At 61.5% G+C, this 13,674-nt stretch carries 12 protein-coding genes; 5 read left to right on the top strand and 7 right to left on the bottom strand.

Going from position 1 to position 13,674, the window contains the following annotated elements; genetic code table 11:
• Positions 1 to 73: 73 nt before the first annotated feature.
• Positions 74 to 1,963: an AsmA family protein gene (locus tag AC1DIJ_RS18860; protein ID WP_112387656.1), complete on the top strand. Its 1,890-nt coding sequence runs from the start codon at positions 74 to 76 to the stop codon at positions 1,961 to 1,963.
• Here the strand turns inward: AC1DIJ_RS18860 and AC1DIJ_RS18855 are convergent, their stop codons facing one another.
• The 5 genes from AC1DIJ_RS18855 to AC1DIJ_RS18835 form a co-directional block, all read right to left on the bottom strand.
• Entirely contained in the window at positions 1,964 to 2,782 is an 819-nt protein-coding gene (locus AC1DIJ_RS18855; protein ID WP_112387655.1) for an ABC transporter permease, read from the bottom strand.
• Positions 2,783 to 2,785: 3 nt separating this feature from the next.
• On the bottom strand, positions 2,786 to 3,697 hold the full coding sequence (locus AC1DIJ_RS18850) for an ABC transporter permease subunit (RefSeq protein ID WP_112387654.1): 912 nt from the start codon (positions 3,695 to 3,697) through the stop codon (positions 2,786 to 2,788).
• A gap of 2 nt (positions 3,698 to 3,699) precedes the next feature.
• On the bottom strand, positions 3,700 to 4,842 hold the full coding sequence (locus AC1DIJ_RS18845) for an ABC transporter ATP-binding protein (RefSeq protein ID WP_112387653.1): 1,143 nt from the start codon (positions 4,840 to 4,842) through the stop codon (positions 3,700 to 3,702).
• Positions 4,843 to 4,938: 96 nt separating this feature from the next.
• Positions 4,939 to 6,036 (bottom strand): polyamine ABC transporter substrate-binding protein, encoded by a 1,098-nt coding sequence (locus AC1DIJ_RS18840; protein ID WP_112387652.1) that lies wholly within the window; start codon positions 6,034 to 6,036, stop codon positions 4,939 to 4,941.
• A 135-nt stretch (positions 6,037 to 6,171) separates the two neighbouring features.
• Complete coding sequence (locus AC1DIJ_RS18835; RefSeq protein WP_112387651.1) at positions 6,172 to 7,581, bottom strand: short-chain fatty acyl-CoA regulator family protein; 1,410 nt, start codon at positions 7,579 to 7,581, stop codon at positions 6,172 to 6,174.
• A gap of 139 nt (positions 7,582 to 7,720) precedes the next feature.
• On the opposite strand from AC1DIJ_RS18835, the gene aceA reads away from it, so the two are divergent.
• From aceA to AC1DIJ_RS18820, 3 genes are all read left to right on the top strand, one after another.
• On the top strand, positions 7,721 to 9,031 hold the full coding sequence (aceA, locus tag AC1DIJ_RS18830) for an isocitrate lyase (protein ID WP_477831507.1): 1,311 nt from the start codon (positions 7,721 to 7,723) through the stop codon (positions 9,029 to 9,031).
• 23 nt (positions 9,032 to 9,054) lie between these two features.
• Entirely contained in the window at positions 9,055 to 9,291 is a 237-nt protein-coding gene (locus tag AC1DIJ_RS18825; protein ID WP_112387649.1) for an SMc00767 family acetate metabolism repressor, read from the top strand.
• A 106-nt stretch (positions 9,292 to 9,397) separates the two neighbouring features.
• Positions 9,398 to 10,474 carry a helix-turn-helix transcriptional regulator gene (locus AC1DIJ_RS18820; protein ID WP_112387706.1) on the top strand — a complete coding sequence of 359 codons (1,077 nt, stop codon included), beginning with the start codon at positions 9,398 to 9,400 and terminating at the stop codon, positions 10,472 to 10,474.
• Between the two features lie 13 nt (positions 10,475 to 10,487).
• Here the strand turns inward: AC1DIJ_RS18820 and AC1DIJ_RS18815 are convergent, their stop codons facing one another.
• The gene (locus AC1DIJ_RS18815) at positions 10,488 to 11,357 is read right to left on the bottom strand and encodes a LysR family transcriptional regulator (protein WP_112387648.1); all 870 of its coding nucleotides are present in this window, start codon (positions 11,355 to 11,357) and stop codon (positions 10,488 to 10,490) included.
• Between the two features lie 90 nt (positions 11,358 to 11,447).
• Here AC1DIJ_RS18815 and AC1DIJ_RS18810 point away from each other — a divergent pair, with 90 nt between their 5' ends.
• Complete coding sequence (locus AC1DIJ_RS18810; protein ID WP_112387647.1) at positions 11,448 to 11,681, top strand: hypothetical protein; 234 nt, start codon at positions 11,448 to 11,450, stop codon at positions 11,679 to 11,681.
• Here AC1DIJ_RS18810 and AC1DIJ_RS18805 read toward each other — a convergent pair.
• On the bottom strand, positions 11,654 to 13,498 hold the full coding sequence (locus tag AC1DIJ_RS18805) for a methyl-accepting chemotaxis protein (RefSeq protein ID WP_112387646.1): 1,845 nt from the start codon (positions 13,496 to 13,498) through the stop codon (positions 11,654 to 11,656). The two genes, AC1DIJ_RS18810 and AC1DIJ_RS18805, sit on opposite strands and share 28 nt — an antisense overlap.
• Between the last annotated feature and the right edge of the window lie 176 nt (positions 13,499 to 13,674).

The raw sequence follows: 13,674 nt of genomic DNA, 5'->3' as shown, positions 1-13,674 counted from the left end.
TATGGCGCGTATTTCATATATCCGGCAAACTCAGCGCATAACCGGTAAGCGACTGAAAAGACTGGCGGAGCTGATGAGTACGTCAAGACAACCGAAGTGGCGTAGAAAGATGGCCCCCGTTTCGCGCTGGCTGCCGGGTATCGCACGTCTGGCGACGATGCTCTTGCTTGTTTCCGCCGTCATCTTTGTCTCCCTGCGCGTTGCCGCACCTTTCCTCGTCTCGACCGGCATGGTGCGCTCCGGCATCGAAGATGCGCTGTCGCGCTGGACCGGCTACAAAGCCGAGATCAAGGGCAGCCCGGGGCTGGAATTCTGGCCGACGCCGCGCATCACGCTGAACCAGATCACCATCCGGCAACCGCCAAACGCGGGCAACAAACTGCTCGGCACGATCGAGAGCCTTTCGGCTGATTTCAGCCTGATCGATGCTCTGCGCGGCCGGGCAAGCTTCCACGAATTCCATCTGCTGCGGCCCAACCTGTCGCTGACCCGCGACCAGCAAGGCCTGATCGACTGGACCTATGCCGGCCAGCTTGCCAAAGCGATCGATGGCGCCCACCAGGATGGCAATGCCGAGCTTCTCGATCCGAAGCTTGATGCGGAGGTCGGCGCGATTACCGTCGAGGACGGCACATTCAATATCGCCGATCTCTCGACGGCCAAGACCTACCATTTCGATGGGGTGACTGCCGATATCAACTGGCCAAGACTGTCGAGCGGAATGTCGGCCGTGCTGATCGCGCGCACCAGCGGCCAGGACCTGAAGATCGACTTCTCGTCGCGCACGCCGCTGCTGGTGTTCGATGGCAAGACCGCCGAGATCAAAGCGTCGCTGACATCAGGCCTGATGACCGCGGCATTCTCCGGACTCGGAAGCATATCAAGGCTCGACGGCCTGTCAGGGAATGTCACGGCCAACATTGCCGATGTCCCTGCCCTATTGGCATGGTCGGGCAAGTCGATCCCCGGGACCGAGAGCCTCAAATCTTTTTCGATCGGCAGCGACGTGATCTCGGCAGCCAATGGGCTTCGTTTCAACAACGTCACGCTCGGCCTCAACGGCTCTACCGCAACCGGCGTGATGGACGTCTCCAACGTCCGCAACAACCGTGCGAAGCTCGGGGGCACGCTTGCCTTCGACACGATGAACCTCAAGCCCTTCTTCGACGCTTTCGCGCTGCGGCTTGCAGCGGGCGAAGAGGGCGCGACGCCCGATGGCGGGCCGCTGCAGCGGCTGGATCTCGACCTGCGGTTCTCGGCCAAGGAAATGCAGCTTCAGCCATTCGCTCTATCGAATGTCGGCGCCAGCATCATCGTATCCAGCAACGAGGCGAAGTTCGATATCGGCGACAGCCAGTTCGAAGGCGGCGAGATGTCCGCGCATCTGGAAGCAACGCGTGGCGACTTCGACGGTGGCGGCAAGCTGCAGATGTCGATCCGCGGCGCGGATTTCGGAGCGTTGGTCGAGCGGCTGCAGCTGAAAGGTCCGCTGCCGCTGACCACGGGTTCGCTTGACGTTTCGCTGAAAACCGCAAAGCCGCTCTGGACGGCCGGGCTTGAGGATGTCAACGGACAGGTTGTGTTTCAGGCCGGGGCCGGGTCGATCGCCAACTTCGATGTGGAGGCGATCCGCAATCAGGCGGCGCAGCAGAGGTTCTTTCCGCTCAATGCTGCCGGTGACCACTCCTTCCCATTCACGCGGGCCGAGCTGACGGCAAACCTCTCCGCCGGATCCGCCGATCTTGAGAACGTGCGGGTTCAGGGCACGGTCGAAACGCTCAGCCTGTCGGGTCTCATTCCTCTGCAATCCAGCGGGCTCGCGCTTTCCGGCTCTCTGCAGGCGACCGACGATACGCGAGCAGCGGAGCTTCCGCTGCTGCCATTCTTCATCGGCGGCTCCTGGCCCAATCCGGTGATTTCGCCGGTGCCGGTGGTTGCTCAGCCGGCACCGAACGCGCAGTAATCAGGGCGCATTGGCGGCAGCGCGCTCATCGCGCTCCCGCTGGACTTCGCGGCGTTTGGTGATCACCGAAGCGGCGATGACGCCGACGGCGACGACCGCGATCAGCAGGGTGCAGACCGCGTTGATTTCAGGCGTCACGCCCAATCGCACCTGGCTATAGATTCTCATCGGCAGCGTCGTCGCCCCCGGACCGGAGGTGAAGCTGGCGATGACGAGATCGTCGAGCGACAGGGTGAAGGCCAGGATCCAGCCGGAAAAGACGGCGGGTGCGATGATCGGCAGCGTGACCTCGAAGAAGGTGCGGACCGGCGGCGCGCCGAGATCCTGTGCCGCTTCCTCGATCGACTGATCGAAGGTCATCAGGCGGGACTGAACGACAACAGCCACGAAGCACATGGTCAGCGTGGTGTGCGCCAGCGTGATCGTCCAGAAGCCACGGTCGAGACCTATTGCCACGAAGAGCAGCAGCAGCGACAGGCCGGTGATGACTTCAGGCATGACCAACGGCGCGTAGACCATGCCCGAAAACAGCATGCGGCCGCGAAAGCGCGTGTGCCGCACCAGCGTGATGGCCGCCAGCGTGCCGAGAATGGTTGCCGCCGTCGCCGACAGGACACCGACGCGGACCGTCACCCAGGCGGCATCCAGCAGCGCGTCGTTGTGCATCAACGACACGTACCACTTGGTCGAGAAGCCGCCCCAGACGGTAACGAGTTTGGACTCGTTGAAGGAGAAGATGACGAGGAGCACGATCGGCAGATAGAGGAAGGCGAAGCCGAGCGTGACGGAGATGATGTTAAAGCGTGTCCAGCGTAGCATCTCTTATCTCCCCTGCTCATCGGCTTTGGCCTGCGCATTCTGGAAGAACACGATCGGCACCACGAGGATCAAGAGAAGGATGGTCGCCACGGCCGAGGAGACCGGCCAGTCGCGGTTCGAATTGAACTCGTTCCACAGCGTCTTGCCGATCATCAGCGTCTGCGATCCGCCGAGCAGATCGGGGATGACGAACTCGCCGACGGCGGGAATGAAGACCAGCATGCAGCCGGCGACGACGCCGGGCAGCGACAGCGGGAAGGTGACGCGCCAGAAGGCCCGGATCGGCGTGCAGCCGAGATCCTGCGCCGCCTCGATCAGGGTGCCATCCATCTTTTCCAGCGAGGAATAGAGCGGCAGCACCATGAACGGCAGGTAGGAATAGACGATGCCGATATAGACGGCGATGTTGGTGTTCAGGATGATCAGCGGCGTATCAATGATCCCCGTTCCGATCAGCACCTGGTTCAGCAGCCCTTCCGGCTTGAGAATGGCGATCCAGGCGTAGACGCGGATCAGGAAGCTCGTCCAGAACGGCAGGATGACCAGCATCAACAGCGTCGGACGGATGCTGCGCGGCGCCTGCGCCATGCCATAGGCGATCGGATAGGCGATCAGCAGCGTCAGGAAGGTCGAGATCCCGGCAATGACAAGGCTCGAGATATAGGCGTTGAAATAAAGCGGATCGTCGATCAGGTAGCTGTAATTGTCGAAGGAGAAGGTCGACATCTTGTCGAGGATGCCACTCCAGCCGTCGGCGAACGAGAAGGACGGCTCGTAGGGCGGCATGGCAATCGCCGTCGCCGAGAGCGATATGCGGAAGACGATGAAGAACGGCGCCAGGAAGAAGATCAGAAGCCACGCATAGGGGATGATCATCACCAGGCGATTGTAGACGGCTGAACCGAGCTTGCCCATGATCAATCCTTCAACAGCACGCCGGCATCTTCGGCGAAGGTGACCCAGACGTCCTGATCGTAGGTGAAGGGATCGTCGACCGCGCGCTGCGCGTTCAGCGACGACGCCTTGACCACCTGGCCGTTCTTCAGCTTGACGTGGAAGACGGTCATGTCGCCGAGATAGGCAATGTCCCAAAGCTCGCCCGAGGATGCGTTGACGGTGGGATTTGCGGGCGGCTGGCGGGTGACCCTGAGCTTCTCGGGACGGATCGCGAAACCGGCGCTGCTGCCCTTAGGGGGCATATCCGATGTTGCGACCTTGATCGTCAGACCTGCATCGACGGCGAGCTCGACGCTCGTGCCATCGGCGGAAACCACCTTGCCGTCGAAGATATTCACATCGCCGATGAAGTCGGCCACGAAGCGGCAGTTGGGCGCTTCGTAGATTTCAGCCGGCGTCGCGACCTGAACGACCTTGCCATGGCTCATGACCGCGATGCGGTCGGCCATGGTCATCGCCTCTTCCTGGTCGTGGGTTACTACGACGAAGGTGAGGCCGAGATTCTGCTGCAGGTCCATCAGTTCGAACTGGGTTTCCTCGCGCAGCTTCTTGTCGAGCGCGCCAAGCGGCTCATCCAGCAGAAGCACCTTCGGGCGCTTGGCGAGCGAGCGGGCGAGAGCGACGCGCTGGCGCTGTCCGCCAGAAAGCTGGTTCGGCTTGCGGGAGGCGAACTGCTCGAGCTTCACCATTTTCAGCATCTGAGACACGCGCTCGCCGATCGCATCCTTCGACATGCCGTCCTGGCGCAGACCGAAGGCGATGTTCTTTTCGACCGTCATGTGCGGGAAGAGCGCGTAGCTCTGGAACATCATGTTGACCGGGCGCTTGTAGGGCGGCGTGCCGGCCATATCCGTGCCATCCAGAATGATTTCACCCGCGGTCGGCTGTTCGAAGCCCGCCAGCATGCGCAGCAGCGTGGACTTGCCGCAGCCGGATGCGCCGAGCAGCGCGAAGAATTCGCGGTGATAGATATTCAGACTGAGATCGTTGACGGCGGTGAAATCGCCGAAGCGCTTGGTGACGTTCTTGAAGGAGATAAAGGGTTTTGCTGCCGGATCGGTCCACGGCGCGAAGGAGCGGCGAATATTGCCAAGAGACTTCATGGTTTTCCCCGAAATTATGATTTGAAACCGGCGCTCCCCCGACGGCCGGCACGTCAATAAAAGGCCCGGGCGTTGCCGTCCGGGCCGAAGTCTCGATTACTGGCCGGTAACGACCTTTGTCCAGATTCGTGTGACGATGCGCTGTGTCTTCGGATCGAGCGGCGGCACCGTGAAGAGCTTGGCCATAACTTCAGGCGTCGGGTAGATCGCCGTGTCGTCGATGACGGCCTTGTCGAGGAACTGCTGCGACGCCTTGTTGCCGTTGGCGTAATAGACGAAGTTCGATGCCTTGGCGGCGACTTCAGGCTTCATCATGTAGTTGATGAAGGCATGTGCCTCTTCGACATGCGGTGCATCCTTCGGGATACCGAAGACGTCGAAGAAGATCTGCGCGCCCTGGTTCGGAACCGAATAGTCGATGGTGACGCCAGCCTTGGCTTCCGCCGCGCGGTCACGCGCCTGGAACATATCGCCGGAATAGCCGAGCGCGATGCAGATATCGCCGTTGGCGAGCGCGCTGATATATTCGGACGAGTGGAACTTGCGCACGAACGGACGGACCGCGAGCAGCACTTCCTGCGCCTTGTCGAGATCGGCCTGCTTCTTGCTGTTCGGATCGAGGCCGAGATAGGCGAGAACAGACGGAATGACGTCGGTCGGCGAATCCAGCATGTAGATGCCGCAATCCTTGAGCTTGGCAGCCTTTGCCGGATCGAAGAGCGAATCCCAGTTCGGCTTCTCGTCCGTTCCGAGGGCGGCCTTCACCTTGTCAACATTATAGCCGATGCCGGTGGTGCCCCACATGTAGTCGACGCTGTATTCGTTGCCCGGATCGAAGGTGGCGACGCCCTTCATGACGACGTCCCACATATTCGACAGGTTCGGGAGCTTCGACTTGTCGAGCTTCTGATAGACGCCTGCAGCGATCTGGCGCTGCATGAAGGAAACCGTCGGAACGACCACGTCATAGCCGGTGCCACCTGCCAGGAGCTTGGTTTCCAGCGTCTCGTTGGAATCGAAGGTGTCGTAGACGACCTTGATGCCGGTTTCCTTGGTGAAGTCCTCCAGGATCGAGCTGTCGATATAATCGGACCAGTTGTAGACATTGACGACGCGCTCCTGGGCGTAGGATGGCGCTGCTGCAAAAATAGCCACGGCGGCTGTTGCCGCGAGCTTTGCGATGACTGACCTCATAATCTCTCCTGTGCCTTTATAATTATTAGGTATCACGCCCCCGGACACCCATTCCCTCTGGATTTTTGGCTAGACTAGAAAGGAATTCGGGAGGCGACAAGCGCTAAATCCGGGTGCTCGCAATGATTTCACCGGTCACTGGAAATCGAAGGCGCTGAGGCCGGTCACCATCTCGTCTAGCCCAAGCGGGCGAGTGACCGGCGGCTCGGCGCGGGCAAGACAGCCTTTTCGCTCACAGAGGCGGCAGGCTGGGCCGATTGCAACTGCATGTGGCGAAGATGACGTGGCCTGGCTGTAGACGGTCGCATCCCGGAACTGCGCGTCGCAGCCGACGAGCACAGCGGTGCGCCTGATCCGTTCGCCGAAAGGCGCGGCAGGGCCTTCGAGCGTTCTCGACACCGTGAGAAAACCGGAGCCATCGGGCGTTTCGGCCGTTTCGGCGATGATCTGTCCCGGCTGCAGCAGAGCGGCGTGTATGCCGAGCTTCGGACAGCCGCCGCCGAAGCGGGCATGCGGGAAACCGGCAGCACCTGCCCGGCGCAGACGGTTTCCCGCGGCATCGACCTCCATCAGGAAAAACGGAACCGCGGCATTGCCGGGACGCTGCAGCATGATCAGCCGGGCGGCGGCCTGCCCGAACGAACAGCCGTAGCGGCTGCGCAGCAGGTCGAGATCGTAGCGCACCGATTTCGCAGCAGCGAGAAAGGCTTCATAGGGCATCATGATCGCCAGCGCCGCGGAGCGCGCCAGCTCGAAGCGGGCAATGCGCTGGGCCTCCGGCGTGGAAAGGCCGAGACCATCGAGTTCCTTGCCGATCGCGGCACGCAGGGCCAGCGTTGCCACTTCGATGGCAATTTCCTGCAGCTGATCGGATGCCGACAACCGCTCGGAGATGAAAAGGCGCATCGAATGCCGGTCGAAACGGCGGCGCAGATCCGGCATGACATGAACCGGCATGATGCGCACGGTGATGCCGCGCTCCTTCTGCAGCCAGTCCTTCAGCACCTGCTGGAGATCGCCAGATGGCAGCGACATGAAGAATTGCTCGGCGGCATCCTCGATCATGGCGAAATAGGCCGGGCGCCGCTCCAGCACATCGCGGACTTCGTCCGCCGGAAGCCGGGCACCGGCGGCCGGGACATGGGCGTCGCCGGCCATGAGGGCGCTCAAATCCGACAGCCGGGCCGCCTGTTCGCGATAGGCACGGTAGAGCTTCACCATGCCGCTTGCCGCATTCGGCGCCGCCTCGGCGATCTCGACGAGCTCCTGATCGCCCGGCAGCTCGCCCGATAACAGCGCATCGGCAAAGACTTCGCGCAATCCGGCGAGATTGTTGCCGGGTTCGCTTTGGAGATCATCGAGATCGACCTTGTAGACCGAGGCGAGCTTCAGCAGCAGCTGGACCGTCAGCGGCCGCTGATTGCGCTCGATGAGATTCAGATAGGAGGGCGAGATGCCGAGCGCCTCGGCCATCGCCGTTTGCGTGACGCCCAGGCCGTTGCGGATACGCCTGACTTTCGGCCCCGCGAAGATCTTCCGTTCCATATGCCAGCCTTTTACAAATCTTTACAATTTGACATAGCGACCTTGTAAAACCCAAGGCAATATAACCTCTTTCCATGCCTAATAATCAAGTATTTTCTGGCCACTCTCGCGTGATTTGTAAATTCTGTCACACAGGCAAATGACGCCGAAGGAGGATACTGTGACTGAGTTTGACAAGCTGATCCGCAACGCACCGGCTGGCCGTTTCGACGGTATCGAGCGCCCCTATTCCGCAGAGGACGTCCGGCGTCTGCGCGGTTCCGTGGCGATCAGCCATTCGCTGGCGGAGATCGGCGCCAACAGGCTCTGGGAGCTCTTGCGCCGGGATGATTTCGTCAATGCGCTCGGCGCCCTCTCGGGCAATCAGGCGATGCAGATGGTGCGCGCCGGGCTGAAGGCGATCTATCTTTCCGGCTGGCAGGTGGCGGCCGACGCCAATACGGCGTCCGCGATGTATCCGGACCAGTCGCTTTATCCTGCCAATGCCGGCCCCGAGCTTGCCAAGCGCATCAACCGCACGCTTCAGCGCGCCGACCAGATCGAGACCTCGGAAAACAAGGGATTGTCGGTCGAGAGCTGGTTCGCGCCGATCGTTGCCGATGCCGAGGCCGGCTTCGGCGGGCCGCTGAACGCTTTCGAGATCATGAAGGCCTATATCGAGGCGGGCGCGGCCGGCGTCCATTTCGAGGATCAGCTGGCATCCGAAAAGAAATGCGGCCATCTGGGCGGCAAGGTTCTCATCCCGACGGCGGCCCATATCCGCAACCTCAACGCTGCGCGTCTGGCGGCCGACGTCATGGGCGTCCCGACACTGGTGATCGCCCGCACTGACGCCGAGGCGGCGAAGCTTTTGACCTCGGATATCGACGAAAGCGACCAGCCTTTCGTCGATTACGATGCCGGGCGCACGGTCGAGGGCTTCTATCAGGTGCGCAACGGCCTGGAGCCCTGCATCGCCCGCGCCGTCGCCTATGCGCCCTATTGCGATCTCATCTGGTGCGAGACGTCGAAGCCGGATCTGGATCAGGCACGGCGCTTTGCCGAGGGCGTGCACAAGGTTCATCCGGGCAAGATGCTCGCCTATAACTGCTCGCCGTCCTTCAACTGGCGCAAGAACCTCGACGAAGCGACGATCGCCCGGTTCCAGCGCGAGCTCGGCGCCATGGGCTACAAGTTCCAGTTCATCACCCTTGCCGGCTTCCACCAGCTGAATTTCGGCATGTACGAACTGGCGCGCGGCTACAAGGACCGGCAGATGGCGGCCTATTCCGAGCTGCAGCAGGCGGAATTCGCCGCCGAGGCCAATGGCTATACGGCGACGAAGCATCAGCGGGAAGTCGGCACCGGTTACTTCGATGCCGTATCGCTCGCCATCACCGGCGGCCTGTCCTCGACGACAGCGATGCGAGAATCGACCGAACACGCACAGTTCAAACCCGCAGCGGAATGACCGCGCAACAGGAGGAGAAGACAATGGCTTCCATCTCACGTGTCCGCGAACGCGCGGAAGAACAAGCATCGACGATGACGCCGGACCAGCAGAGCATGATCCGCATGCTCGCCAACGATCTGCACCGGCTCAACGCGTCGGTCATGAAGGCGGTCGAGTCCGGAGTTTCCGTAGAGCTTGTCCGGTCCGCCCGCCATCACGGAGGCGACGGCAACTGGGGCGATCTGATGATCCCGGTTGTCGTTGCCAACCGCGCCTAAAGGAGGAGAAGGCGCCGGAAAAACCGGCGCCTTCTGCGTCATTTGACGCAATTGTCAGTCCCGGCAAAGGCGAGCATAATGTCTTCAAGCTCTTATGGGACATCATATGCCTGCAATGATACGCGCGGACGTGCAGTCCCTGACCGACCTGGTCTATGGGGCACTGCTCGGGGAAACCAGCTGGCAGGATTTTCTGGATACGCTGAACACGCGCATGCCGGATGGAAAATCGACGCTGTTTTTTCACGATGCCGTTCTCGGCTCCGGCGGACTGTCGCTTTCGTCGGGTCTCGATGGCTCGGCAGCCGAAGCCTACAACACGCATTTCAGCACGGTGAACCCGTGGATGGCGAAGGCGGCCGTACGGCCCGTCGGGCTGGGCGTGATCGCCGATCAGATGCTGCCGCATGAAGAGCTGTTGAAAACCGAATTCTATCACGACTACCTGCGCAGCATCGATTGCCGCAGCAGCATCGGCGTGACGATCATGCGGGAGAAGGGCCGGTCCTTCAATCTCTCGACCCTGACTTCAAGCACCGACACCGGCTATAACCGCACCAATGCGCAGGTGCTGACCGAGCTTGCCCCGCATCTTCGGCGGGCTTTCGACTACCTGCGCCGCGAGCGAAGCAACGAGGCAGGCGGCAAGCCGCTGCTCGATGCGATCGGCGTCGGGCTGATCTATCTCGGCGAGGAGCGCAAGGTGCGCTCGATGAACGCTGCCGCACAAAGGCTGCTCACCGAAGGCTGCGGCATCAGCGTCACGCCGACCGGGCGGCTCAATGTCAACGACGCCGGTATCAACGAGCAGCTGCGCGCGACCGGCCATTCCAGCGAGCCGCTGCAGCCGGTTTGCAGCGGGCGCATCGGCAATGTGAAGTATACGCTGGTTCGGCTGCAATCCGATTTCATGAGCGAGTTCCTGCAGGAGCCGACATCGGCGCTGATCATCGAACGCTCCGGCGGCACCTGCGCCCATCTGAACGACAGGCTGAGCGGCAACGAGCACCTGACCGCGGCCGAACTGCGCATTGCCTCCTCCATCGCCAGCGGCCTGTCGCTGCGCGATACCGCCAAGCTCAACGACATCAGCTACGAGACGGCGCGCTCGCATTTGAAGAACATCTTCTCCAAGCTTGGCGTCAACAGCCAGGTGGCGCTGGTGCGGCGGCTGATCCCCTAGGATTGGTTCGCATTCAGCTGCGGCTGGCCCGCTTTCCGGCGAAGAGATCGGAATAGCTCTTCAACAGCTTCGTCATGCGATCGGCAACCGCGCGGATTTCCGGCCGGTGGCGGTCTTCATTGTTCATGACGATCCATTGGCGATGCCGCAATTCCGGGATTTCGGCGCCGAGACGCTGTAGCTCGGGATCGAGATCGCCGACGAAACAGGGCAGGACCGCCCTGCCCGCACCCGCCCGCACCAGATCCGGCAGCGATCGCGGCCGGTTGACGGTGGCGGCGATCGGGCCGGATGCGTTTCGATAGGGCCAGCGCAGATAGCCGGAGATCGCTTCGTCTTCGGCAACGGCCACCCATTGCTCGGCGGCCTCGGCGGCATTGCGCCTGACATAGACGGCATAGGCGACCTCGCCGAGCAGCCGGGCGGCGAGATTCGCCTCTTCGGGCTCGAAGGCGCGAATGCCGATATCGCTTTCGCGGTAAGAGAGATTAGCGCGCGTTTCGCCGATTGTAAGCGAAACTGAGAACGCATCGCCGCGCATGCGGATCGCTGAAAAATTCTCGGTCAGCAGCCAGGCCACCCATGTTCCGGCAGCCACCCTGACCGTTGCCGCACCCTCGCCCGATTGCCGCCAGGCATCGATCTTGCGGGCAGCGGCTTCCATTTCCTGCAGATGGTCGAGCAATGCCTGTCCGTCCGGGGTCAGGCGATAACCGGTCTGGCTGCGGACAAACAGCGTCCGGCCGGTGTCCTGTTCGAGTTCGAGCATGCGGCGGCCGACGGTAGCCGGGCTGAGCCCACTCGTCCCACTGGCGCCGGTCAGACCGCCAAGCCGCGCCACCTGCAGGAAAAGCTGATAGGAATCCCAAGTGGTGTTTTTCATCGGTGAAAATCGTATGCCGATTTCACCTGTTTAAGAAGCGATTTTTGCTGTGTATCTGAAGTGATGTCTCGTCAAACGGAGGACATCATCATGATCGACCAGATCGCCATCGCCAACATGATCGGACTGTCGCAGGGCGGGCGTATTTGCCGCCAGACGTCGGAGGACGAATTCTACGAGCAATATGGCAACTCGCGGATTGTAGGGGCCATCGCGTGGCTGACGGATATCGGCCTCAAAAACAAAGGCCGCGCTGATGAGGCGCGGCCCGGAAGCATGTCTGCAAAACGGCTGGATCAGGCTGCCTGCCTTGCCGGCCGGTGAGCGACTGAAACATTGCCGATGCGGAACTGCTGGAGCAGGCCCATCAGGGCGTCGGCTTCGTCGGCGAGCTGGCGGCTTGCCTGCGTCGTCTCCTCGACCATCGAAGCGTTCTTCTGGGTCATCTGGTCCATGGCATTGACCGAACCGTTGACCTCCTGAAGAGCGGCCGACTGATCCTGGCTGGCCGTGGCAATCGTCTCGACATGCTTGCTGATTACGATGATCTCCTGGCTGATCGAAGCCAGGACATTGCCGGTCTTCTGCACCAGCTCCGAACCAGCCGTAACCTCGCGGGTCGACTTCTCGATCAGACCCTTGATCTCGCGGGCGGCATCGGCCGAGCGCTGCGCCAGTTCGCGCACTTCCTGCGCGACAACGGCAAAGCCCTTGCCCGCTTCACCCGCACGGGCGGCTTCGATACCGGCATTCAGCGCCAGAAGATTGGTCTGGAAGGCGATGTCGTCGATGACCTCGATGATCTGTTCGATCTTCTGCGACGCTTCCTCGATGCGCCCCATGGCAGCCACGGCATCGCCGACCACGGCGCCGGAGCTGTCGGCGGTCTTCTTGGTCAGCGCCACGGTGTTGTTGGCCTCGCGGGCCCGTTCCGCGGAAGAGCGGACGGTAACGGTGATTTCCTCGACAGCGGCAGCCGTCTCTTCAAGATTGGCGGCCTGGGCCTCGGTGCGCTTCGAGAGCTCGCCGGCAGAGGCCAGCATTGCGCGGCTGTTGCGCTGGATGGCGTTGGCATTGTCGCGAATGCTCGACAGCGTGTCCTGCAGACGCAGCAGCGAGCTGTTGAAATCGACGCGCAGCTGCTCGAGACGGCCGACGAAAGGCGTTTCGATGGTTTCCGAAACATCGCCCTGCGCCAGACGGCCGAGACCGGCGGCGAGCTGGTTGACGGCGAAGTCAATCTGACCATCGAGGGTACGCTTGTCGGCGTCGTTGCGGGTGCGCTCGGCTTCCGTCAGCGCGCGCTGTTCGGCAGCCTGGGTCTCCAGATCCTGGCGTGCCTTCGCGCTGTCGCGGAACGCTTCCAGGGCGCGGCCGATCTCGCCGAATTCGTTGCGCTTGTCGACGCAGGGAATGGCGCCGGAGAGATTGCCCGAGGAGATCGCATGCACCGTCTTCGTCAGCGCCTGGAGCGGGCTGACCGTCCGGCGGATGGCGAAGAAGGCCAGCAGGCTGACGGCCAGCATGACGGCGGCACCTGCGCCGATGACGAGGACCTGCAGATGCTGCAGCCGGGCGAAATAAACCTCCATCGGAATGCCGATGAAGAGGATGCCGGTATTGGCGCCGGCGGCATTTTTCACAGGGAAATAGCCGGTCATGTAGTTCTTCCCGAACAGGACAGCCGGGCCGTAGTAAGCGTCGCCCTTGGCAAGCACCGTCTGCGCCGGATGATCGGCAGCGAGCTTGGTTCCGACGGCGCGGCTGCCGTCTTCCTTCTTCACATTGGTTGAGACGCGCACATAGTCGCTGCCCTGCTTGTCGAAGATCGTCGCGACGCCGGCGATCGCCTGAGCCGTACGATCGACCAGCGAGTGGTCGGTGAATGCGGGGATCTTTTCTTCGGTGACGGTAGCGAGCTGCGAATCCGTGACCGTGATCGTGGCGCTCTGATCGCCTGCGCCATAGAGGATGGCCATGGTGCGGTTTGCATCCCTGGCATCTGAGACGGCGTTGTCCATCACATAGCGGCTGAGGTCGTAATAGGTCACGGCAACGATCGCGCCGGTGCTGACCACAAGCAGACCGAGTGTGATCGCGACCGCCTGGCGGACGATGGATGTCGAGAAAAAGCGCAGCATGAGGGCCCTCTGCAAGATGAATTGCAGATAGTCTATGCGTTAAACGTTAAAGAAAATTTTCCTCTAATTACCTGAAAAAATGCAATAAATTTCATAAGTATGATAATTTACCTATGTCTTTTCCCACATCGGTAGAAAATGTGGCCTGTCGCGAGCAGAACACAACCATGGCGGAC

Source organism: Rhizobium sp. 10N427 (assembly GCF_056394605.1).
The sequence above is the reverse complement of the archived record's forward strand: the minus strand, read 5'-3'. Positions and strand labels throughout refer to the sequence as shown.

Excerpts from the sequence above, each read along its gene's own strand:
- AC1DIJ_RS18805 (WP_112387646.1), bottom strand. The coding sequence starts at position 13,498 with ATGCTGCGCTTTTTCTCGACATCCATCGTCCGCCAGGCGGTCGCGATC.
- AC1DIJ_RS18820 (WP_112387706.1), top strand. The coding sequence starts at position 9,398 with ATGCCTGCAATGATACGCGCGGACGTGCAGTCCCTGACCGACCTGGTC.
- aceA (WP_477831507.1), top strand. The coding sequence starts at position 7,721 with ATGACGCCGAAGGAGGATACTGTGACTGAGTTTGACAAGCTGATCCGC.
- AC1DIJ_RS18825 (WP_112387649.1), top strand. The coding sequence starts at position 9,055 with ATGGCTTCCATCTCACGTGTCCGCGAACGCGCGGAAGAACAAGCATCG.
- AC1DIJ_RS18860 (WP_112387656.1), top strand. The coding sequence starts at position 74 with ATGAGTACGTCAAGACAACCGAAGTGGCGTAGAAAGATGGCCCCCGTT.
- AC1DIJ_RS18835 (WP_112387651.1), bottom strand. The coding sequence starts at position 7,581 with ATGGAACGGAAGATCTTCGCGGGGCCGAAAGTCAGGCGTATCCGCAAC.
- AC1DIJ_RS18850 (WP_112387654.1), bottom strand. The coding sequence starts at position 3,697 with ATGGGCAAGCTCGGTTCAGCCGTCTACAATCGCCTGGTGATGATCATC.
- AC1DIJ_RS18840 (WP_112387652.1), bottom strand. The coding sequence starts at position 6,036 with ATGAGGTCAGTCATCGCAAAGCTCGCGGCAACAGCCGCCGTGGCTATT.
- AC1DIJ_RS18810 (WP_112387647.1), top strand. The coding sequence starts at position 11,448 with ATGATCGACCAGATCGCCATCGCCAACATGATCGGACTGTCGCAGGGC.
- AC1DIJ_RS18855 (WP_112387655.1), bottom strand. The coding sequence starts at position 2,782 with ATGCTACGCTGGACACGCTTTAACATCATCTCCGTCACGCTCGGCTTC.
- AC1DIJ_RS18815 (WP_112387648.1), bottom strand. The coding sequence starts at position 11,357 with ATGAAAAACACCACTTGGGATTCCTATCAGCTTTTCCTGCAGGTGGCG.
- AC1DIJ_RS18845 (WP_112387653.1), bottom strand. The coding sequence starts at position 4,842 with ATGAAGTCTCTTGGCAATATTCGCCGCTCCTTCGCGCCGTGGACCGAT.